The following is a 19,691-nucleotide window of genomic DNA, read 5'->3' on the forward strand; positions in this document are numbered from 1 at the left end:
CGCCGATGCCGAAGCCCTCGGTGGAACCGGTCGGCGCCGCGGAGGTGGAGTTCGACCACGAGTGCGACGTGCTGGTGGTCGGGTTCGGCGCCGCGGGCGCCGCCGCCGCGTACGAGGCCGCGGCGGCGGGCGCGGACGTGCTCGTCCTGGAACGGTCGAGCGGCCCCGGCGGGACGTCCGCCCAGTCGGGCGGGGAGCTGTACCTCGGCGGCGGCACGCGGGTGCAGAAGGCGTGCGGCTTCGACGACACGCCCGACGCCATGTTCGCCTTCCTCACGGCGGCGCTCGGCCCGCACGCCGACGGGGAGAAGCTGCGGCTGTACTGCGACGGGAGCGTGGAGCACTTCGAGTGGTTCCGCGCGCGCGGCGTCCCGTTCAAGGAGAGCCTCTTCGACGCGCCGGGCTGGATGCCGTACACCGAGGACGGCCTGATGTGGCTCGGCGAGAACGCCTGGCCGTACAACGAGATCGCCCGGCCCGCGCCGCGCGGCCACCGCCCGGAGACGCCGATGTTCGCCGGCGGCGTCCTCATGGAGAAGCTGATCGCGGCCGCCGCCGAGGCGGGCGCCGTCGCCCACCAGGACACCTACGCGACGAACCTCGTCGTCGACGGCGCCGGCCGCGTCGCCGGCGTCGTGGCGCGCCGGTTCGCCGACCGGGTGGTCTACCGGGCGCGCAGAGGCGTCATTCTGACCTCCGGCGGGTTCGTCGACAACGAGGAGATGCTCGCCGACCACGCCCCGGTGCTGCTCGGGCACGACAAGGTCAGCGACGGCACCAGCGACGGGTCCGGCATCCGGATGGCGACCGCGCTCGGCGCCGCGACCCGCCGCATGGCGTCGGTGGAGATCGCGCTCACCGCCAACCCCGCCGTCATCTGCCGGGGCATGCTCGTCGACGGCCTCGGCCGCCGGTTCATCAACGAGGACGTCTACCCGGGCCTGTTCAGCCACCGGGCCGTCCAGCACCAGCCCGCCCCCTACTGGGCGATCATCGACGAGGCCGGGCACGACGAGATCCCCGAGGCCGACATGTGGGGCGTCCGCCCCAAGCACGCGGCGGAGACGGTCGCGGAGCTGGAGGAGTCGCTCGGCCTGCCGCCCGGTTCGCTGGAGGCGACCGTCGAGACCTACAACCGGTTCGCGGAGCGGGGCGAGGACCCCTACTTCCACAAGGACCCCAAGTGGCTGCGCCCCCTGAAGGGGCCGTTCGCGGCGATCGACCCGGCCGACGGGTTCTTCGGCGCCGGTAAGCACGGCGCCGGGACGGGCGCCGGCGGGTTCACCCTCGGCGGTCTCGACACCACCGTGGACGGCGAGGTCCGCAACAACTCCGGTGAGCCGATCCCCGGCCTGTACGCCGCCGGGCGCACCGCCTCCGGCATTCACGGCGAGGGCTACATCAGCGGGACGTCCCTGGGCGACGGCACGTTCTTCGGCCGCCGCGCCGGGCGCGCCGCCGCCGCATCCGAGAACTGAGAGGTCTGTGCATGAAGTACGCCGTCCTTCTCCCCGTGGCGGCGGGCGTGACCGCCGATCCCGCGTGGATCGGCCAGTACGCCCGGCACGCGGAGGCCTGCGGCTTCGAGTCGGTCGGCGCGGTCGAGCACGCGGTGGTGGCGAGCGGCTACTCCAGCGTCTACCCCTACGACAGCTCGGGGCGGATGGAGCTGGCCGACGACCTGGACATCCCCGATCCGCTGGACCTCCTGGCGTTCCTGGCGGGGCGGACGTCGCGGATCGGGCTCGCCACCGGCGTGCTCGTCCTGCCGAACCACCACCCGGTGGTGCTGGCCAAGCGGCTCGCCACGGTCGACGCGCTGTCGGGCGGGCGGCTGCGGCTCGTCGTCGGCATGGGCTGGATGCGCGAGGAGATCGAGGCCTGCGGCGCCGACTTCGAGACCCGGGGCCGGCGGGGCGACGAGCAGCTCCGGGTGCTGCGCGAGCTGTGGGCCGACACCGCGCCCGGGGGCGCCTCCCACGACGGGGAGTTCTTCCGCTTCGAGGGCGCGATGAGCTACCCGAAGCCGGTCCAGGAGGGCGGGATCCCCATCCACATCGGCGGCCACTCCAAGGCCGCCGCGCGCCGCGCGGGCCGCTACGGCGACGGCCTCCAGCCGCTCGGCGTCGCGGGGGACGAGCTGCGCGGGCTCGTGGCGCTGATGCGGGAGGAGGCCGAGAAGAACGGTCGCGACCCGGACGCCCTCGAACTCACCCTCGGCCACTCGCTGGCGGCCGTGACGCCGGAGAAGGCGGAGAGGCTGGCCGCCCTCGGCGCGGACCGGCTCGTCCTGCGCGGGGCCGTGACGACGGACCTCGGCGAGGCCGAGGACGAGCTGTCCGCCTGCGCCGAGCGGCTGGGCCTGTCGGGATCATGACGCTCGACACCGCCGACCGGATCGCGCTCGGCGACCTCGTCGCCCGGTACGCGCTGCACGCCGACCGCCGCGAGGTCGACGCCATGGCCGGCCTGTTCGCCGAGGACGCCGTCCTCGTCCTGCCCGACGCCCCCGGCGAGCTGGACCCGGTGCGGACCTTCACCGGGCGCGCCGAGATCGCCGCGACGCTGTCGGCGCTGCACGGCGTCCCGGTCACGTTCCACGCGCTCGCCGGAGAGGTGTTCGGCGCGGGGCCCGAGCCCGGCACCGCCACTGGCGAGGTCGCCTGCGTCGCCCACCACCTGAGCGACCGCGAGGACGGCGCCGTGCGGGACCTCGTCTGGCACTGCCGCTACACCGACGCCTACCGGCTCGACGGCGGCGCCTGGCGGTTCGCGCGGCGCGAGCAGCGGATCGACTCGATCGAGACCCGTCCCGTCCGGAGGCGGCGCCATGGCTGAGCGGGCGCGGGTCAGCGTCGTGACCGGCGGCGCGCTCGGCATCGGGGGAGCGATCACCCGGCGCCTCGCCGCGGGCGGCGACCTGGTGGTCCTCAACGACATCGACGCGGACGCCGCCGGACGGGCCCGCGCCGCCGTCGAGGCCGCCGGGGGCCGCTGCGTCACGGTCGTCGGCGACATCACCGAGGACGCGACCGTCGCGGACGTCGCGGCGGCCGCGCTCGACCACGGCGGCGCCGACGTCCTGGTCAACAACGTCGGCGACTTCCGCCCGGCCGCCGCGTCGTTCCAGGACAGCACGCCCGGCCAGTGGCAGCGCCTCTACGAGCTGAACCTCCTGCACGTCTTCGCGCTGACCCACGCGCTGCTGCCCGCGATGATCGACCGGGGCGCGGGGAGCATCGTCAACAACTCGACGGTCGAGGCGTTCCGCGGCATCCCGCAGCACCCGGTGTACTCGGCGTTCAACGCGGGCGTGTCGGCGTTCACGCGCAGCCTCGCGGTCGCGGTCGGCCGGCACGGCGTCCGCGTCAACGCGATCGCCCCCGACCTCGCCGACACCGAGCAGACCCCGGCGGCCTGGATGCGGCGCGGCTACGACGAGGGCCTGGAGCACACCTGGGTCCCGCTCGCCCGCTTCGGCGACCCCGACGACTACGCCGCCGTCGTCGCGTTCCTCGCCTCCGACGACGCCCGGTTCGTCACCGGCCACACCATCCCGGTCGACGGCGGCACGCTCGCCGCGTCCGGTTGGTTCGTCCGCGCCGACGACCAGGGCTGGACGAACCGCCCGCACCGCGCCTAGGGGCGCATCGAGACGAGAGGAGCCGTGTCGCATGCAGGACGGGAAGACCCGGAGCGCGGTGCCGAAGGAGAGCGCGGTGCTGGGGGACGACCGTCCCGCCCGCGAGACCGCGTTCGCCGACCTGGTCGCGGCCCGCGGCGGCGACGACCGGACGGGCCTGTGCTTCGAGGACCGCTCCTGGACCTGGCGGGAGGTCGTCGCGGAGTCCCTGCGGCGGGCCTCGCTCGCCCGGGACGTGCCCGGCCACGTCGGCCTGTTCCTGGAGAACGGGCCCGAGCACCTGTTCTGGCTGCTCGGCGCGGCGCTCGCCGGTGTCCCGGTCGTGGAGCTGAACCCGACGCGGCGGGGCGCCGAGCTGGCCCGCGACATCACCCACACCGACTGCGCGCTGCTGGTCACCGAGACGTCCCGCGCGCCGCTGCTCGACGGGCTCACGCGGGTCCCGGCCCTGACGGTCGACACGCCCGCGTACGCCGAACGGCTGGCCTCCGCCCGCCTCGCCGCCCCCGCCCCGGTGGACCCCGACGCGATCTTCTCGCTGGTGTTCACGTCCGGGACGACGTCCGCGCCCAAGGCGGTGATCTGCACGCAGCGCCGGCTGGGCCGGATCGCCGTGCAGCAGCGCGACCGGCGCGGCCTCACCGGCGACGACGTGTTCTACGTGGTCATGCCGATGTTCCACTCCAACGCGCTGATGGCCGGGATCGCGCCCGCCGTCGCCGCGGGAGGCCGCATCGTCCTGCGCCGCAGATTCTCGGCCTCGGGCTTCCTCCCGGACGTGCGCCGCCACGGCGTCACGTTCTTCAACTACGTCGGCAAGCCCCTCAGCTACATCCTGGCCGTCCCGGAGAAGCCGGACGACGCCGACAACACGCTCCGCATCGCGTTCGGCAACGAGGCGGCGCAGCGCGACATCGACGCGTTCGCCCGCCGGTTCGGCTGCGCCGTCATCGACTCCTACGGGTCGAGCGAGGGCGAGATCCGCCTCACCCGCGTCCCCGGCACGCCGCCCGGCTCGCTGGGCGTCGCCGAGGCGGGCACCGTCGTGATGGACCCCGCGACCCTGCGGGAATGCCCGCGCGCCGAGTTCGACGCGAACGGGGTGCTCCTCAACGCCGAGGAGGCCATCGGCGAGATCGTCGACACGATGGGCGCCGCCAAGTTCGAGGGCTACTACAACAACCCCGAGGCGACGGCGCGGCGCGTCCGCAACGGCTGGACCTGGTCGGGCGACCTCGCCTACCGCGACGCCGACGGCTACTGGTACTTCGCCGGCCGCGACGACGACTGGCTGCGCGTGGACGGCGAGAACTTCGCCGCCGCCCCCGTCGAACGCCTCCTGGCCCGCTTCGAGCCCTTCACCGACGTCGCCGTCTACGCCGTCCCGGACGACCGGGTGGGCGACCAGGTGATGGCCGCCGTCACCCTGGCCCCGGGGCACGCCTTCGACCCGTCCGCCTTCACGGCCTTCCTGGCCGCCCAGCCGGACCTCGGCACCAAGTGGACCCCGCGCTACGTCCGCCTGGTCGAGGCCCTGCCCCGCACCCCGACCAACAAGGTCGTCAAGCGCGTCCTCCGCACCGAAGGCCGCGACACCGCCGACCCCGTCTACGAGCACCGCGACGGCGCCTACGTCCTGCGCGGCTCAGCCTGAGGTCCCCTCGGCGAAACACCTGACGCCCGGAGCGGGTCAGGACGGCTCCGGAAGCATGCGCTTCATCGCGGCGTGCGCCCCGGCGACGAGCTTCTCGCGGGGGAAGCCGGCGCGTTTGCGGGCCATGTCGTAGTTGCCGCCCGCGACCCAGACCGGGCCGTCCGCCAGGTGTTCGAGGCCCTCGCGGGCGACGTCGTCGGGCTCGGCGACGTTCAGGCCCGGCATGTCCATGTTGAGGCCGGCGCGTTCCATCGCCGGGGTGCGGGTCACGCCGAGCACGAGTTCCAGGACGTCCACCCCGTGCTCGCGCATCTCCAGCCACAGCCCCTCGGCGAAGACGCGGCCGAACGCCTTCACCGCCGAGTAGATGCTGATCTGCGGCTGGCCCATGTAGCCGGCGAGGGAGCCGACCAGCAGGATGCCGCCGCGTCCCCGCTCCTTCATCAGCGCGCCGAAGTGGTGCGTGAGCGCGAGCTGGGCGGTGATGTTCAGGTCGATGACGCCCTGAAAGCGGTCCAGGTCGCCGGTGACGAACTCGTGGCCGTAGCTGTTGGCGCCCGCGTTGAAGACGAGCAGCCCGACGTCCAGGCCGTCGGTCACCTCGCGGACCGCCTTGAGCGGGTCCGGGGCGACCAGGTCCAGTTCGAGGGTGCGCACCTCGACGCCCTTCGCGCGAACGGCCTCGGCCGTCTCCGCCAGCGGCCCCGGCTTGCGGGCGATCAGCACGAGGTTCAGGCCCGCGTCGGCGAGGCGGTGCGCGAAGGCCGAGCCGACGCCCTCCGAGCCGCCCGCGATCACGGCCCACGGGCCGTATCGGTCGATCATTGCTCTCCGTCCAGGTCCGGCGTCCACGCGACGCCGTTGATGTGCGAGCCGCCGTCCGCGAACAGGGTGTTCCCGGTCAGGTAGCGGGCGTCCTCGGACGCCAGGAACACCGCCACGGGGGCGATGTCGGTCTCCGGGTCGCCGAGGCGGCCCATCGGGTTGGCGCGGTCGGCGGCCGCCTCGATCTCCGGGTGCGCGGCCGCCATCCGGCGGAACGCCGCGCTCTTGGCGCCCGGGCAGACCGCGTTGACGACGACGCCGGTGGGCGCCCACTCGCGGGCGGCCGTGCGGGTCAGCGTCCGCAGGGCCTCCTTGGCCGAGTTGTACTCCAGGGTCCCCATGTGGGCGTTGACGCCGTTCAGCGAGCACATGTTGACGACGCGCCCCCACCCGCGGGCCTTCATGTGCGGGAAGGCGGCCTGCATCGCCCACAGCGGGCCGTAGTAGCCCATCGCGAACCCGCGGGCGATCTGCTCGTCGGTCTTGGCCTCCACCCGGCTCACCGTCCCGGCGCCCCAGGCGTTGTTGACCAGCACGTCCACCGAGCCCCACGTCTCGACCGCCGCGTCCACCATCGCGCGGACCTGCGCCTTGTCGGTGACGTCCGTCCGGACGAACCGGGCGGCCGCCCCGATCTCCGCGGCGACCCGCTCGCCGGACTCCGGGTCGAGCTCCGCGACCAGCACGCGGGCCCCTTCCGCGGCGAAGCGGAGGGCGATCCCGCGCCCGATCCCGTCGCCCGCGCCGGTCACGACCGCGACCCGCCCGGCGAGCCGTCCGCCCGTCACTCGACCACCGTGATCGCGCCGTTCAGCGCGGCCTCCTGGATGGCCGAGCGGAGCGCCGGGCAGGTCGCGTGCGGGTCGTCCAGGCCCACGCACGCCTCCCTGGCCTCGGCGTTCCACTGGATGCTCGTCTGCTCCCAGCTCGACTTGCGCACCATCACCTCGGCGGCACAGCGGCGGCAGCGGACCGGCAGCAGCGGCCCGTCCAGGAGGCGCTCGTCCTGGCGGGTCGTCACGCCGACGCCCCTTCGGACTCCCGGCGGGCCATGTTCGCGTCGACCTCCTTCTGCCAGGACTCCACCGGCCGGGTCGTGTCGATCTCGTACTCGAACCGGTCGGTCATCTCCGGCGTGACGTCGGCGACGTCCACGTAGAACTGCTCGTACCAGCGGCGCAGCTGGTAGACGGGCCCGTCCTCCTCGCACAGCAGCGGGTTGTCGATGCGGGTCTTGTTCCGCCAGATCTCGATGTCCTGCTCGAAGCCCGTCAGGATGAAGTCCGACAGCTTCTGCGCGGTCGCCTCCGCGGCATCGGCCGGCAGCGCGTCGCTGTGCTGGACGATGATGCCCGAGTGCAGCGAGAACGAGTTCTCGTCGATCGGGTAGTGGCAGTTGATCAGGACGGAGTGCAGGTCGTACCCCTCGTAGTGGTACGTCAGCTCGTCGATCATGAAGGAGGGGCCGTGGTAGGACGCCACGGAGGTGTTGCCGAGCATCTTCGGCCCGCCGCTCCCGCCCTCCCGGCGCGCGTCCTCCCGCGTCCGGCCCTTCATGATCTGCGTGGCCACCTGGCCCTCGAAGATGTTCTTGAAGTACGTCGGGAACGACTTGTGGATGTAGAAGAAGTGCGCCATGTCCACGACGTTGTCGATGACCTCGCGCGCGTTGGTGTGGACGACCGTCTCCGTCCAGCGCCAGTCGGTCCAGTCGTCGCGGGTGGCGCCCTCGATCACCGGGATCGTCACGTCCTCCGGCGGCTTCTTGCCCTCCGGGTCGTTCCAGACGAACAGCAGCCCGTCCTGCTCCATCGTCGGCCACGCGGCCGTCCGGGCCCGCAGCGGGACGCGGCGCGCGTAGGGGATCTGCTTGCAGCGGCCGTCGCCGCCCCAGCGCCAGTCGTGGAACGGGCACGCGATCGCGTTGCCCTTGACGGTGCCCTGGGACAGGTCGCCGCCCATGTGGCGGCAGTAGGCGTCCAGGACGTTCGTCGTGCCGTCCTCACCGGTGAAGACGACGAGCTTCTGCCCGAACGCGGTCACGGTGTGGGGCTTGCCGTCCCGGAACTTCTCGGCCAGCCCGAGGCAGTGCCATCCCCGGGCGAAACGGCGGGTGATCGCCTCCGCCTCGATGGCGCGGACGGCGTCCGACTCGGTTGCGGTCACGTGGATCATCCCTTCGGCGATGGACGGGTGATTCGAACGTTAGGTCGCAGGTCACCGTCCCGACCGCCGAGTCCCATTGGCCGGGACGCCCGGTCCCGCGCCGGCACGGGACCATGGTCTCCTGCAATGGCCGTACTAGGGAAGGAGCGGGGATGAGCAACGAGGTCCTGGACGCGGTGCGCGGACTGCTGCCCGGCATCGCCGAGCGGGCCCGGTCCGTGGACGAGAAGGGACGCATCCCCGCGGAGACGATCCGGGAGCTGACCGCCGCCGGGGTGTTCCGGATGCTCCAGCCCACCCGGTACGGCGGCGCCGAGGACGACCCCGTCGCCTTCTACGAGGTGATCCGCGCGGTCTCCGGCGCCTGCGGCTCGACCGGCTGGGTCGCCGCGGTCCTCGGCGTCCACTCCTGGCACCTCGGCCTGTTCGCCGACGAGGCGCAGCGCGAGGTGTGGGGCGCGGGCCCGGACACCCTCATCGCCTCCTCCTACGCCCCGATCGGCCGCCTCACCCCCGTCGACGGCGGCTACGAGGTGACGGGGCGCTGGTCGTTCTCGTCCGGCTGCGAGTTCGCCTCCTGGGCGCTGCTCGGCGCGCTCGTCGTCGGCGCCGAGGGCCGCCCGGTCGACTTCATGACCGTCCTCGTGCCCCGGCGCGACTACGAGATCGCCGAGGTCTGGGACTCGATGGGCCTGCGCGGCACCGCCAGCGACGACATCGTCGTGGAGAAGGCGTTCGTCCCGGCCCACCGCGCGATGCGCAACTTCGAGCAGGCCCAGCTCCGCAATCCCGGCCGCAAGGTCAACACGGGCCCGCTCTACCGCATGCCCTTCGGGACGATCTTCACCAGCACCGTCGCCGCCAGCGTGATCGGCATGGCGGCCGGCTGCCACGACCTCTACGTGACCCGCATGCGCGACCGGATCCGCCTCAGCCTCGGCGGCGGCCGCTTCGTCGAGGACCAGTTCGCCCAGGTCGCCGTCGCCCGTGCCGCCTCCGAGATCGACGCCGCGGTCCTGCAGACCGACCGCAACGTCCGCGAGATCCACGAGTACGCCGTCCGCAACGAGAAGATCCCGATGGAGCTGCGCCTGCGCGCCCGCCGCGACCAGGTGCGCGGCACCGAACGCGCCATCGAGGCCATCGACATCCTCTTCAAGACGGCCGGCGGCAACTCCCTGCACCGCGGCAACGTCATCGAACGCGCCTGGCGCGACGCCCACGCCGGCAGCGTCCACGTCGCCAACGACGTCGAGCACGCCCTGTCCATGTACGGCCGGGGCGAGTTCGGTCTCAAGGTGGAGGACAACCTCGTCTGACCACCGGACCGGCTCGTCCGGCTCGATGGGTGACACGTCGACGAAGGACACCGGACGGAGAGGTGGCGGCCGCCCCCCGAACTGGTCGGGGAGCGGCCGCTTTATGCGGGTGCCAGCCCACTACTCAGTGGGCTGACCTTGTTGGTTCAGCTCTGCACGACGGTTCCGCAGCTGTAGCAGACCCACATGGATCCGCCCTGGTCGCCCGGCTTCTGCATCTGGGCACCGCACTTGGGGCAGTTCATGGAAACCAACTCCCTTTGCTTTCCGCCGAGGTCCGAGACCTCGACGTGTTGTTTGGTGGCCGTCGGGAAGGCTTCCCTCCCAACGTTCGGCAGCAATTACTCCTGCCGACGGACAGGAACTGTACGCCATTTCGAGCGCTTGACAACTCAATGTGTTCTACGGCACATAAGTAGTTGATCATTAAATAATGATGGCGATCAGTGATCACTCGATCACATATTTGTCGTGGGCCGTAAATGCGCAGTCAGGGCCGGGGGGCGCCGCCGTCCGGTGCTACAGCCCCTGCACGCAGGGCGATGAGGGCGACACCGCGGGTGTCATGATCTGCGCCACAAGATCATCGTCCTGCCGCGAATCCGGCCCGTCGGTCGTCCGCGGGCCGGTACTCTGCCGCCAGGCGGCCAGTGGCGAATGGGGATTCGCCGTGTCGAAGGCCGCCGCACGGGGATGGCAGGGATGGTGGCGAAGTGGTTCGAATGTGAGTGCCGACTGAAGTAGTGCTTCCTGCGGCGCACGGAGCCCGGCCTTTACCGCGTACCTTCGCGTACGTCGGTTTCTTCGGAGTGCCCGACAAACGATCGGGCCCGGGGGCGGTCTCGGGGTGCGCGGTAAACAAAGGCGTGGCCTTCACGCCATTTCGGCATGCCTTTGTACGAGTGCTGGGGGCGGTCGCATAATGAATGGCGCATGCCCTGGCCGCGCCTGAGCGCGGTCGGCGTCGGAGGCGGGGCCCCGTAAACGTCCGGCCCGGCTCTCGGTGAGAGCCGGGCCGTTCGCGGCGGCTCCGGGCAAGGAGCGCCTGATGGCGTGGGGTCAGGAATCGGCGCGTGCCATGTGGTGGTGGTGGCAAAGGCGCTTGAGTGCGTGCTCGAAGGCGCGGGCGTGGGCGGCCTCGTCGCCGGCGATCTCGGTGAAGAGGCGCGCGGCCTTGTAGGCGTGCTCGGCCCGGGCGGTGCGGGCGAAGCTCGGGTACATCCGCGTGGCCTCGTAGGTCTCACCGGCGATGCTCTTGCGCAGGTTCTCCTTGGTGCGGTGGACGAAGCCGGCGAGGTCGGCCTCTCCGGCGAAGTGCTCGGTCAGCTCGACCGCGGCGGTGCGCTCGAACAGCCGGGCCAGCTTCGGGCTGCGGGCCTTGGCGTGCTCGCCGTAGAGCGTGTACTTGGCGTTCGCGAACGCCTCGCCGTGCATCGCGGTCTCCAGGTTGCGGAGCGTCCTCGCCGAGTGCACCTTGGGCTTGCCCGCGACGACCTTGACGGGGTCGGGGGTGGGCCCCTCGGGGATCTCCCCGCGGTGGTGCTCGATGGCGTACAGCGCCTTCGCGAAGTAGCGGGCGTGCGTCAGCTCGTCCGCCGCGATCTCGGTGAAGAGGCGGGCGGCGTTGTCGTCCTTGTCCTCCCGCGCCTCCCTGGCGAACCGCGGGTACATCCGCGTGCCCTCCTCGATCTCGCCCTTGATGCTCTCGCGCAGGTTGGACGCGTCGTCGCGGACGAAGTGGATGAGCTGCGCCTCCTTGGTGAAGTGGTCGTGGAGCTCGGTGTCCGCGGTCTTCATGAACAGGGCGCGCACCTTGGGCAGATGCTCGTACCCGGCCTGCTCGCCGTAGAAGTGGTAGCTCGCGTGCGCCAAGGCCTCACCGTGCATCGCGGTGAGGGTGTTCTCGTAGGTCTTGTGGTGCACTACCGCCGGGGTGGCGGCCTGCGCGGGGAGCGCGGTCCCGACCACCATCGCCGCTCCGGCGAGGGCGGCGCAGGTCCGGGTGAGCCCTGACGTGGTCATTTCTTCCCTTTCGGATGATCGGTCGCTTTGCGTAGCTGATCAGTTACTATATGTAGCGACCGGTGGGCCGTCGGCACCACCCGAAAGGGGCACGGAAAGGGTCAAATCGATACCACGGGTGTGGTCCCGTCCACCCGCGGACGGGACCACACGGGCCGGGTCAGCAGCTCGCGGCCGGGGTCTCGCCTCGGCGGACGGCCTGGGCGAACGCCAGCGCCGTCTCGAAGGACGCGCCGATGCCGCCCCGGTGGTCGGCGCCCTCGAACGTCCGGTACGCGATGGTTCCGTAGCGCTTGCACAAGTCGTTGACGATGTTCTGCGTCGCGGCGGGGGAGACCTCGCGGTCGGCGGTGCCCTGGGCGACCAGCGTCGGGACCTGCAGGGTCAGCCCGAGCGCCTCCTGCGAGTCGTAGTAGGCCTCGAACCGCGTCAGGTCGGCGTCCGGGCGGAACACCTTGTCCAGCGGCAGGTCCTTGCTGAGCTGCTTGAGCTGGAGAAGGCACGCGTTCGTCCGGCCCGCCCTGGCGACGGCGGCGGCGTCGTCGGTCAGCAGGTCCTCCGGGACGAACGCCGGGTCGGCCGCCTGCGCGCCGTTGAGCAGCACGAACAGGAACGGCAGCGCCACCTCGGCGCCCGGGTACTGTGCCTTCACGTACTGCGCGGTCTGGCTCATGTTCGAGCCGGGCGCGATCGCCACGGCGCCCCTGAGGCGGATGTCGCGGGGCTTCTGCTTCGCCGCCGCCGTGTAGAGCGTCGCCTGGCCGCCCTGGCTGTGGCCGGCGACGAACCAGTCGCGCCCGATGCGGGGGTCCGTCCTGCGGGCGGCCCGGACGATGTCGGTGACGGTGTTGGCCTCGCTGGCCCCGTTCATGTACGGGTGCCCGCCGGGCGTGCCGAGTCCCTCGTAGTCGGTCTGCACGACCGCGAAGCCGTTCGCGACCCACTTGTCCAGGTACGCCTCGGTGAGCGACAGGTAGTCGCGCACCGGGCCGCCCGGGGCGTCGGCGGACGGAGCGCAGGCGTCGGCGGTCCCGGTGGTGCCGTGCGCCCAGCTCAGCACCGGCCAGCCGCCGGGCGGCGGGGTGCCCTTCGGGACGGCGACGGTGCCCGTGACCGTGATCCGCTTCCCGCCCACGCCCTCGGAGGCGTAGGTGACGAACCGGTTCTTCGCCGCGCTCGGCAGCGCCGCCAGGTTCGTCAGCGGCCGGCTGTCGAGCAGCTTCCCGCGCTGCGCCGGGGCGGCCTGCGCGGGGGCCGCGCCGATCCCGGCCAGCACGGCGCATGCGGCCGCCGCGACGGCGACCCTTCCCGTCGATCTCACGTGTGGTTCCTCCTGATGTCCTGGACGGCGCGGTAGGCGAAGGCCATGGCCGACCCGATCGGCACGCCGGGCCCCGGGTAGACGGGGCCCGTGAACGAGGCGCTGGTGTTGCCGGCGGCGTAGAGCCCGGGGACGGGACGGCCCGAGCCGTCCAGGACGCGGGCGTCGGCGTCGGTGCGCAGCCCGCCCTTCGTCCCGAGGTCGCTCAGGACGACCCGCGCGGCGAGGTAGGGCGGCCGGTCGACGGGCACGACGCACGGCCCGCCGCCGGAGAAGTACAGGTCGTAGGGGTCCTCGCCGCGGTGGAAGTCCTCGTCCGAGCCCTTGGCGGCGAAGCCGTTGAACCGCTCGACCGTGGCGGCGAGCGCGTCCGCGGGGAGCCCGATCATCCCGGCCAGCTCCGGCAGGGTGCCCGCCTGGACCCAGGCGCCCGAGGCGAGCTGCTCGTCCGCCCGCAGCGGCGGGACGGAGATCGCGGGCAGGCCGCCCGCCCGCGCGTCCCAGATCAGATGGAACGGTCCCTCCGCGGCGGCCATCCGGCGTCCCATCCGGTCGTAGGGGAGGGACTCGTTGGCGAACCGGCGGCCCGAGCCGTCCACGATCAGTCCGCCGCGGAACCCGAGGGTGAACGCGGGCCGTCCGTCGGGGGCGAGCAGGCCGGGGCAGAACCACGCCTGGTCCAGCAGTCCGGTGGACGTGCCGATCCGGACGGCGGCCTCGATCGCGTCGCCGGTGTTCGCGCCGCCGGGGGCCATCGTCAGGCCGGCGCCGCCCGGCACGCCGCGCTCGGCCCGCAGCGCGGCGGACGACTCGAAACCGCCCGCCGCCAGCAGGACGCCGCGCCGGGCCCGCAGCCGCACCGGGCCGTCCGCGGTCATCGCCGCGACCCCGGTCACCCGGCCGTCCTCGACGACCAGGTCGGTCAGCGCGGTCCGCGTGCGGATCTCCCCGGACCCGGTCGCGGTGACCGCCAGCAGCAGCCGGCCGATCAGCGCCCGCCCCTGCGCCAGCGGCTTGGACGCCGAGTGCCCCCGGCCCGCCCGGTCCCGGTCGACCGGCGGGCGGACGAGCGCGGCGAGATCCCCGAGCCGCTCGGCCGGAAGCTCGACCGGGACGAACGACCGCCCCATGTCCAGGCGCCCGGGCGCGTCGAAGTAGTCGGGGAACGCCTGGAAACGGAACTCGATCGCCGGGTCCCTCTCCAGGAACTCCACCAGCTCAGGGGCTGTCTCCAGGAACGCCTCGCGGCGCTCGGCCTCGGCGTCGCCGAGCAGCGCCCGCAGGTAGGTCCGCGCGCCCTCGGTCGAGTCGCCGAGCCCGGCGCGCTCCTGGACCCGCGTCCCCGGCAGCCAGATCGCCGCACCCGAGTACGCGGACGTCCCGCCGAGCAGGCCCGTCTTCTCCAGGACGGCGGTCCGCAGGCCGCCCGAGGCGGCGGCGAGCGCGCCCGCCATCGCCCCGGCCCCGGAGCCGGCGACCACCACGTCGTACTCGTCGTCCCACCCGGCTCGTCCCATGTGGCATGCCCTCCGACCTCGGGTTCTCAGCGCGGGCACACCGTAGGGCGCGGTCCGGGCGGGGAGGGGCGGCCCGTCCCACTGACCGGTACGGACGTTCGCGGGGACGGTCCGGAGCCCGGATATTGTTCCCTGGCAGGACGGGAAGGATCGCAGGACGGAAAGGACCGGGGGAGGACCGTGGCGAGGATCGCAGCGGGCAGGCTGTCCGCCGAGCCGAGCTCGCCGGAGCAGCACGACCGGCGCGAGCGCATCCTGCGCGCCGCGTCGCGCATCGGCGCCGAGAAGTCCCTCGAACGCGTCCAGATGCACGAGGTCGCGAAGGCCGCCGGGGTCGCGATCGGCACCCTGTACCGGTACTTCCCGTCCAAGGTCCACCTGTTCACCGCGGTCATGGCCAAGCAGGTCGACCGGCTCCGCGACCAGGTCACCGAGCCCGCGCCCGGCACGAGCCCCGAGGACGCGGTCGCCGACCTGCTGGTGCAGGCCAGCCGGCACCTCATGGCGCAGCCGGTCCTGTCGACGTCGATGCTGCACGCGTCCAACACCGCCCACGTCGCGACCGTCGCCGACACCGTCCACATCGACAGCACGTTCCGGGAGATCCTGCTGCGGGCGGTGGGGATCGAGGTGCCGACCGCGCAGGACGTCACCCTCGTCCGGCTGCTGATGCAGTGCTGGTACGGCGTCCTCCAGTCGAGCCTGAACGGCCGCGCGTCGATGGCCGATGTCGAGAGCGACATCCGCCTCGCCTGCCGGCTGCTGCTCGCGCCCCGCTCGAACGCTCCGGGAAGCGGCGCCGCGGGCCCCGCGCCGAACGCCTCCCAGTGATCGGGACGGCCCCGGCGGACGTCCCGCGGCCGGGCTAGCGTGCCGCCATGAATCGCTTTGACGGCGTGAAAGTGCTGCTCACCGGGGCGGCGTCGGGCATCGGACGGGCCACCGCGATCCGCCTGGCCGCCGAGGGCGCCGCGGTGTACGCCGTGGACCTCTCGGAGGAGGGCCTCGCCGGGACGGCGGCCGCGGCGGGCGGTCCCGGCACCGTCGCCACCCGGGTGGCGGACGTCACCGACGAGGCCGCCGTGATCGCGACCGTGGCGGACGCGGCGGCGGCGCTCGGCGGCATCGACGTGCTCGTCAACGTCGCGGGCGTCCACAAGACCACCCCGATCGAGACCCTCACGGTGGACGACCTCCACCGGATGTTCTCCGTCAACCTCGTCGGCACCGCCCTGTTCTGCCGCGAGGCGCTCAGGCACCTCCCCGACCGCACCGGCGTGATCGTCAACACCGCCTCGCTGTCGGCGACGCAGGGGAACCCGTTCATGACGGCGTACTCGGCGTCCAAGGGCGCCGTGCTGGCGTTCTCGCTGAGCCTCGCCGCCGAGCTGGCCGCCCGCCGCATCCGCGTCGTGCCGATCTCCCCGGGGGCCGTCGACACCCCGCTGACCCGGGCGCCGGGCATGTTCCCGGACGGCCTGGACCTCACCTACTTCTCCAAGATCCGCTCCTACTACGGCGCGGCCGAGCCCGAGCACATCGCGGCCGCGATCGCGTTCGCCGCCTCGTCCGACGCCGTCTACTTCACCGGCGCCGACCTCCGCGTGGACGGCGGCGCCCACACCTGAGAGGGACCACCATGGCACGCACCATCGCCGTCAGCGGGACGGCGTCCGGCATCGGGAAGACGCTCGCCGGGCTGCTGCGCGAGCAGGGGGACACGGTCGTCGGGGTCGACCTGCGCGACGCCGACGTGTGCGCCGACCTCGGCGGCGCCGAGGGACGGTCGCGGGCGGTCGCCGAGGTGCTGGGCCTGTGCGGCGGCACCCTGGACGCCGTCGTCGCCTGCGCCGGCGTCTCCGACTTCACCGAGCTGCCCGTCAAGGTCAACTACTTCGGCGTCGTCGCGCTGATGGAGGGCCTGCGCCCCGCGCTGGCCAGGGCGGAGGCCCCGCGCGCGGCCGTCGTCGGGTCGATCGCCGGCACGCACCCGGTGGACGAGGAGACCGTGCGGGCCTGCCTGGCCGGGGACGAGCCCGCCGCGCTGGAGGCGGCGGCGAAGGTCGTCGCGGCCGGCGCGGGCAACCGGACGTACCCGTCGTCGAAGGCGGCGCTGGCGCGGTGGATGCGCCGCGCGAGCGTCACCCCCGAGTGGGCCGGCGAGGGCATCCCCCTCAACGCGATCGCGCCGGGCGTGGTCAGGACGCCGATGAGCGCACCGCTGTTCGAGGACGAGGCGATGCTCAAGGTGATGAACGAGGCCGTCCCCATGCCGCTGAACGGCTACGCCGGTCCCGAGGTGATCGCGGAGGCCCTGCGCTGGCTGGTGTCGCCCGCCAACACCCACATGACCGGCCAGGTCATCTACGTGGACGGCGGCGCCGAGGCGACCCTGCGCGGCCCGGACGTCTTCTGAACGGCCGCCGGCCCGCCCCGCGCGTCGCGCGGGGCGGGCCGGCGTCGCGCCTCAGTGCCTGCTGGTGCCGGTGTCGTCGAGCGCGGCGACGCTGTAGGCGGCGTAGGTCCGGTGCGGCTCGCGCCCCTCGAAGTACGGGGTGATCTGCTCGCCGAGCTCCTCGACGGAGAAGACGCCGTCCGCGGCGGTGAACTTGTGCTCCACGGTCGGCGCGGCCATCAGCGCGACCATGTCGCCGTACACAACGAACACCTGCCCGCTGATCTTCTCCGCCGCCGGGGACGCGAGGTAGCCGACGAACGTCCCGACCCGCTCGGGCGCCATGGAGTCCAGCCCGCCGGGGGAGGTGCCCTCGGCGAACGTCGCCTCGGTCATCGCCGTCCGGGCGCGGGGGCAGATCGCGTTGGCGCGCACCCCGTACCGGCCGAGGCCCGCCGCTGTCGACAGCGTCAGCGCGACGATGCCGGCCTTCGCCGCCGAGTAGTTCGGCTGGCCCGCCGACCCGAACAGGAACGCCTCCGACGCGGTGTTGACCACCCGCCCGTAGACCGGGCCGCCCGCGGCCTTGCTGGCGGCCCGCCAGTGCACGGCGGCGGCCCGCGACACCGCCGCGTGCCCCTTCAGGTGGACGCGGACGACGTCGTCCCAGTCCGACTCCGACAGGTTGAACAGCATCTTGTCGCGCAGCACGCCCGCGTTGTTGACCAGGACGTCCAGCGAGCCGAACGTGTCGACGGCGGCCGACACCAGCGTGTCGCCCATCGACCAGTCGCCGACGTCCCCCGTCACCGCGACGGCCTGGCCGCCCGCCTGCTCGATCTCGGCGACGACCTCCTCGGCGGCCGGTCCCATGTCGTTGACGACGACGTTGGCGCCCCGCGCGGCCAGGGCGAGGGCCTCGCAGCGGCCCAGCCCCGCGCCCGCGCCGGTGACGACGGCGGTGCGGCCCGCCAGGGAGAGGTCGGCGTTCATCTGAGCCTCCGGGTCGGTGTGGGGAACGTCCGCCGGGAGGCTAGTACGTATTCTAGTTCCGCCACCGGAGACGTCCCGCTGAGCGGGCCCGCGGCGGCCGTTCGACCGGCGCGGACCGCTGAGTGGGACAGCCGTTGCCCGCGAATGAGAATGAATTCTAGTCTCGCGCCATGACGCTGAACCTGGCGACCCTCTTCGAGGCGGTGGCCGCGGCCGTGCCCGGCCGTCCCGCCCTCGTCTGCGGCGACCGCAGGGCGACCTTCGCCGAACTGGACCGGCGGGCGGACGCGGTGGCGCACCGGCTGCGCGCGGCGGGCGTCGCCCCCGGAGAGCACGTCGGCGTCCACATGCCGAACAGCGCCGAGTACGTCGAGACGCTGCTCGGCTGCCTGAAGGCCCGCGCCGTCCCGGTCAACGTCAACTACCGGTACACCGACCGCGAACTGCGGCACATCTACACCGACGCCGAGCTGGCGGGCCTGGTCGTGGACGCGGAGTTCGCCCCCGCCGCCGCCCGGGTGGCCGGCGACTGCCCCGCGCTCCGCCACGTGGCGGTCGTCGGGACCGGCGGCGACGCGGCATGGCCGCCCCGGATCGACGTCGCCGCCTACGACGCGGACGAGACCGAGCCCGACCCGTCCCTCCGGGAGGGCCGCAGCGCAGACGACCGCTACATCCTCTACACGGGCGGGACCACCGGGCTGCCCAAGGGCGTCGTCTGGCGCCACGAGGACTTCTACATGGCCGCGGTGAAGGGCGGGAACCCCTACGGCGGCCCGCACCTCACCGCCGAGTCCCTCGCCGCCGCCGCGCGCGACGGGTTCGCGCTCAGCTACATGCTCACGATGCCGCTGATGCACGGCGCCGCGACCTACACGCTGCTGATGTCGCTGTTCACCGGCTCCACCGCGGTCCTGATGCGGCGCTTCGACCCGGTCGAGGCCCTCGCCCTGATCGAGCGCGAGAAGCCCGTGATCGTCACGGTGGTCGGGGACGCGATCGCGCGCCCGCTCGCCGACGCGATCCGCGCGCACGGCGCCCGCCACGACCTGTCCTCGTTCAGGGTGCTCGGCTCCGGCGGCGCGATCCTGTCGCGCAGCGTCCAGGAGGAGTTCGCCGAGCTGATCCCCGGCCTGCACGTCAACAACGGCTTCGGCGCCTCCGAGTCCGGCGTGGACGGCAGCATCAGCGTGGGCGAGGACGGCCTGATGCGGCTCGCCGCCGGCCCGCACGTCACCGTCGTCGACGCGGACATGAAGCCGGTCCCGCCCGGTTCGGACGAGGTCGGCCACGTCGCCCGCTCCGGCCACGTCCCGCTCGGCTACCACAACGACCCGGTGAGGACCGCCCGGACCTTCCCCGTCATCGGCGGGACGCGCTGGTCGATCCTCGGCGACATGGCCCGCGTCGAGGTTGACGGCACCATCGTCGTCCTCGGGCGCGGCTCCGGCTGCATCAACACCGGCGGCGAGAAGGTCTTCCCCGAAGAGGTCGAGCAGGCACTCAAGGCGCACCCGGCGGTGATGGACGCCCTGGTCGCGGGCGTCCCCGACGAACGCTTCGGCGAGCGCGTCGCCGCCGTCGTCGAGCTGCGCACCGGCGCGTCCGCCACGGCCGAGGACCTGCGCATCCACTGCCGCGCGCACCTGGCGGGCTACAAGATCCCGGCCGTCGTCGCCTTCACCCCCGTCGTCCGCTCCCCGAGCGGCAAGGCCGACTACCGCTGGGCCAGACGCGTCCTCACCGGCGAGCCCACGGCCTGACCTGCCGCCCGATGAACGCCGCCGCGTGTTCGGGGCGGCGTACCGATCCGCTTGTTCGTAGTGAAGGAGTGTC

The 19,691-nt window shown here is 73.0% G+C and carries 19 protein-coding genes; 10 read left to right on the forward strand and 9 right to left on the reverse strand.

All coding sequences use genetic code 11. The annotated features are described in order from the left end of the window. Window positions 1–5 precede the first annotated feature (5 nt). The 5 genes from ABWI04_RS10500 to ABWI04_RS10520 are packed head-to-tail and all read left to right on the forward strand — an operon-like array spanning window position 6 to window position 5,297. Window positions 6–1,478, forward strand: coding sequence for an FAD-dependent oxidoreductase (locus tag ABWI04_RS10500; RefSeq protein ID WP_353832224.1), 1,473 nt, complete (start codon window positions 6–8; stop codon window positions 1,476–1,478). A gap of 11 nt (window positions 1,479–1,489) precedes the next feature. Further along, entirely contained in the window at window positions 1,490–2,377 is an 888-nt protein-coding gene (locus tag ABWI04_RS10505; protein WP_345179260.1) for an LLM class F420-dependent oxidoreductase, read from the forward strand. Beyond that, window positions 2,374–2,838 (forward strand): nuclear transport factor 2 family protein, encoded by a 465-nt coding sequence (locus ABWI04_RS10510; protein ID WP_345179261.1) that lies wholly within the window; start codon window positions 2,374–2,376, stop codon window positions 2,836–2,838. Before ABWI04_RS10505 ends, ABWI04_RS10510 begins: the two co-directional genes overlap by 4 nt. Then, window positions 2,831–3,643 (forward strand): SDR family NAD(P)-dependent oxidoreductase, encoded by an 813-nt coding sequence (locus tag ABWI04_RS10515; protein WP_345179263.1) that lies wholly within the window; start codon window positions 2,831–2,833, stop codon window positions 3,641–3,643. The genes ABWI04_RS10510 and ABWI04_RS10515 overlap by 8 nt, the downstream gene beginning before the upstream one ends. A gap of 31 nt (window positions 3,644–3,674) precedes the next feature. Next, entirely contained in the window at window positions 3,675–5,297 is a 1,623-nt protein-coding gene (locus tag ABWI04_RS10520; RefSeq protein WP_345179265.1) for an AMP-binding protein, read from the forward strand. 36 nt (window positions 5,298–5,333) lie between these two features. Here ABWI04_RS10520 and ABWI04_RS10525 read toward each other — a convergent pair whose 3' ends face one another. Genes ABWI04_RS10525 through ABWI04_RS10540 form a run of 4 tightly spaced genes read right to left on the reverse strand, consistent with a single transcriptional unit; the run spans window position 5,334 to window position 8,297 of the window. Continuing rightward, a complete protein-coding gene (locus tag ABWI04_RS10525; protein WP_345179267.1) occupies window positions 5,334–6,122 on the reverse strand; it encodes an SDR family NAD(P)-dependent oxidoreductase in 789 nt (262 codons plus the stop codon). Continuing rightward, on the reverse strand, window positions 6,119–6,910 hold the full coding sequence (locus tag ABWI04_RS10530) for an SDR family NAD(P)-dependent oxidoreductase (RefSeq protein ID WP_345179269.1): 792 nt from the start codon (window positions 6,908–6,910) through the stop codon (window positions 6,119–6,121). Before ABWI04_RS10530 ends, ABWI04_RS10525 begins: the two co-directional genes overlap by 4 nt. After that, window positions 6,907–7,143 (reverse strand): ferredoxin, encoded by a 237-nt coding sequence (locus ABWI04_RS10535; RefSeq protein WP_345179272.1) that lies wholly within the window; start codon window positions 7,141–7,143, stop codon window positions 6,907–6,909. The genes ABWI04_RS10530 and ABWI04_RS10535 overlap by 4 nt, the downstream gene beginning before the upstream one ends. Then, window positions 7,140–8,297: a 3-ketosteroid-9-alpha-monooxygenase, oxygenase component gene (locus tag ABWI04_RS10540; RefSeq protein WP_345179273.1), complete on the reverse strand. Its 1,158-nt coding sequence runs from the start codon at window positions 8,295–8,297 to the stop codon at window positions 7,140–7,142. Before ABWI04_RS10540 ends, ABWI04_RS10535 begins: the two co-directional genes overlap by 4 nt. Before the next feature lie 143 nt (window positions 8,298–8,440). On the opposite strand from ABWI04_RS10540, the gene hsaA reads away from it, so the two are divergent. Continuing rightward, window positions 8,441–9,607 carry a 3-hydroxy-9,10-secoandrosta-1,3,5(10)-triene-9,17-dione monooxygenase oxygenase subunit gene (gene hsaA / locus ABWI04_RS10545; protein WP_345179275.1) on the forward strand — a complete coding sequence of 389 codons (1,167 nt, stop codon included), beginning with the start codon at window positions 8,441–8,443 and terminating at the stop codon, window positions 9,605–9,607. 146 nt (window positions 9,608–9,753) lie between these two features. Here the strand turns inward: hsaA and ABWI04_RS42800 are convergent, their stop codons facing one another. From ABWI04_RS42800 to ABWI04_RS10560, 4 genes are all read right to left on the reverse strand, one after another. Further along, window positions 9,754–9,852 (reverse strand): TFIIB-type zinc ribbon-containing protein, encoded by a 99-nt coding sequence (locus ABWI04_RS42800; RefSeq protein WP_486303766.1) that lies wholly within the window; start codon window positions 9,850–9,852, stop codon window positions 9,754–9,756. Between the two features lie 814 nt (window positions 9,853–10,666). Then, on the reverse strand, window positions 10,667–11,629 hold the full coding sequence (locus ABWI04_RS10550; protein ID WP_353832226.1) for a ferritin family protein: 963 nt from the start codon (window positions 11,627–11,629) through the stop codon (window positions 10,667–10,669). Between the two features lie 160 nt (window positions 11,630–11,789). Further along, entirely contained in the window at window positions 11,790–12,950 is a 1,161-nt protein-coding gene (locus ABWI04_RS10555) for an alpha/beta hydrolase family protein (RefSeq protein WP_353832227.1), read from the reverse strand. Continuing rightward, complete coding sequence (locus tag ABWI04_RS10560) at window positions 12,947–14,467, reverse strand: FAD-dependent oxidoreductase (RefSeq protein ID WP_353832228.1); 1,521 nt, start codon at window positions 14,465–14,467, stop codon at window positions 12,947–12,949. The genes ABWI04_RS10555 and ABWI04_RS10560 overlap by 4 nt, the downstream gene beginning before the upstream one ends. A gap of 180 nt (window positions 14,468–14,647) precedes the next feature. Here ABWI04_RS10560 and ABWI04_RS10565 point away from each other — a divergent pair, with 180 nt between their 5' ends. From ABWI04_RS10565 to ABWI04_RS10575, 3 genes are read left to right on the forward strand one after another with little or no spacing between them, the layout of a single operon-like run. After that, window positions 14,648–15,298, forward strand: a complete 651-nt coding sequence (locus ABWI04_RS10565; RefSeq protein ID WP_353832229.1) for a TetR/AcrR family transcriptional regulator — start codon at window positions 14,648–14,650, stop codon at window positions 15,296–15,298. A 47-nt stretch (window positions 15,299–15,345) separates the two neighbouring features. Then, entirely contained in the window at window positions 15,346–16,095 is a 750-nt protein-coding gene (locus ABWI04_RS10570; RefSeq protein ID WP_353832230.1) for an SDR family NAD(P)-dependent oxidoreductase, read from the forward strand. An 11-nt stretch (window positions 16,096–16,106) separates the two neighbouring features. Further along, window positions 16,107–16,883, forward strand: coding sequence for an SDR family oxidoreductase (locus ABWI04_RS10575; RefSeq protein WP_353832231.1), 777 nt, complete (start codon window positions 16,107–16,109; stop codon window positions 16,881–16,883). A 51-nt stretch (window positions 16,884–16,934) separates the two neighbouring features. Here the strand turns inward: ABWI04_RS10575 and ABWI04_RS10580 are convergent, their stop codons facing one another. After that, window positions 16,935–17,855 (reverse strand): 3-oxoacyl-ACP reductase, encoded by a 921-nt coding sequence (locus tag ABWI04_RS10580; RefSeq protein ID WP_345179288.1) that lies wholly within the window; start codon window positions 17,853–17,855, stop codon window positions 16,935–16,937. Window positions 17,856–18,025: 170 nt separating this feature from the next. On the opposite strand from ABWI04_RS10580, the gene ABWI04_RS10585 reads away from it, so the two are divergent. Next, entirely contained in the window at window positions 18,026–19,618 is a 1,593-nt protein-coding gene (locus ABWI04_RS10585) for an acyl-CoA synthetase (protein WP_353832232.1), read from the forward strand. Window positions 19,619–19,691: the final 73 nt, after the last annotated feature.

The organism is Actinomadura sp. NPDC000929, assembly GCF_040492065.1.
In the GTDB taxonomy this organism is placed as follows: domain Bacteria; phylum Actinomycetota; class Actinomycetes; order Streptosporangiales; family Streptosporangiaceae; genus Spirillospora; species Spirillospora verrucosospora.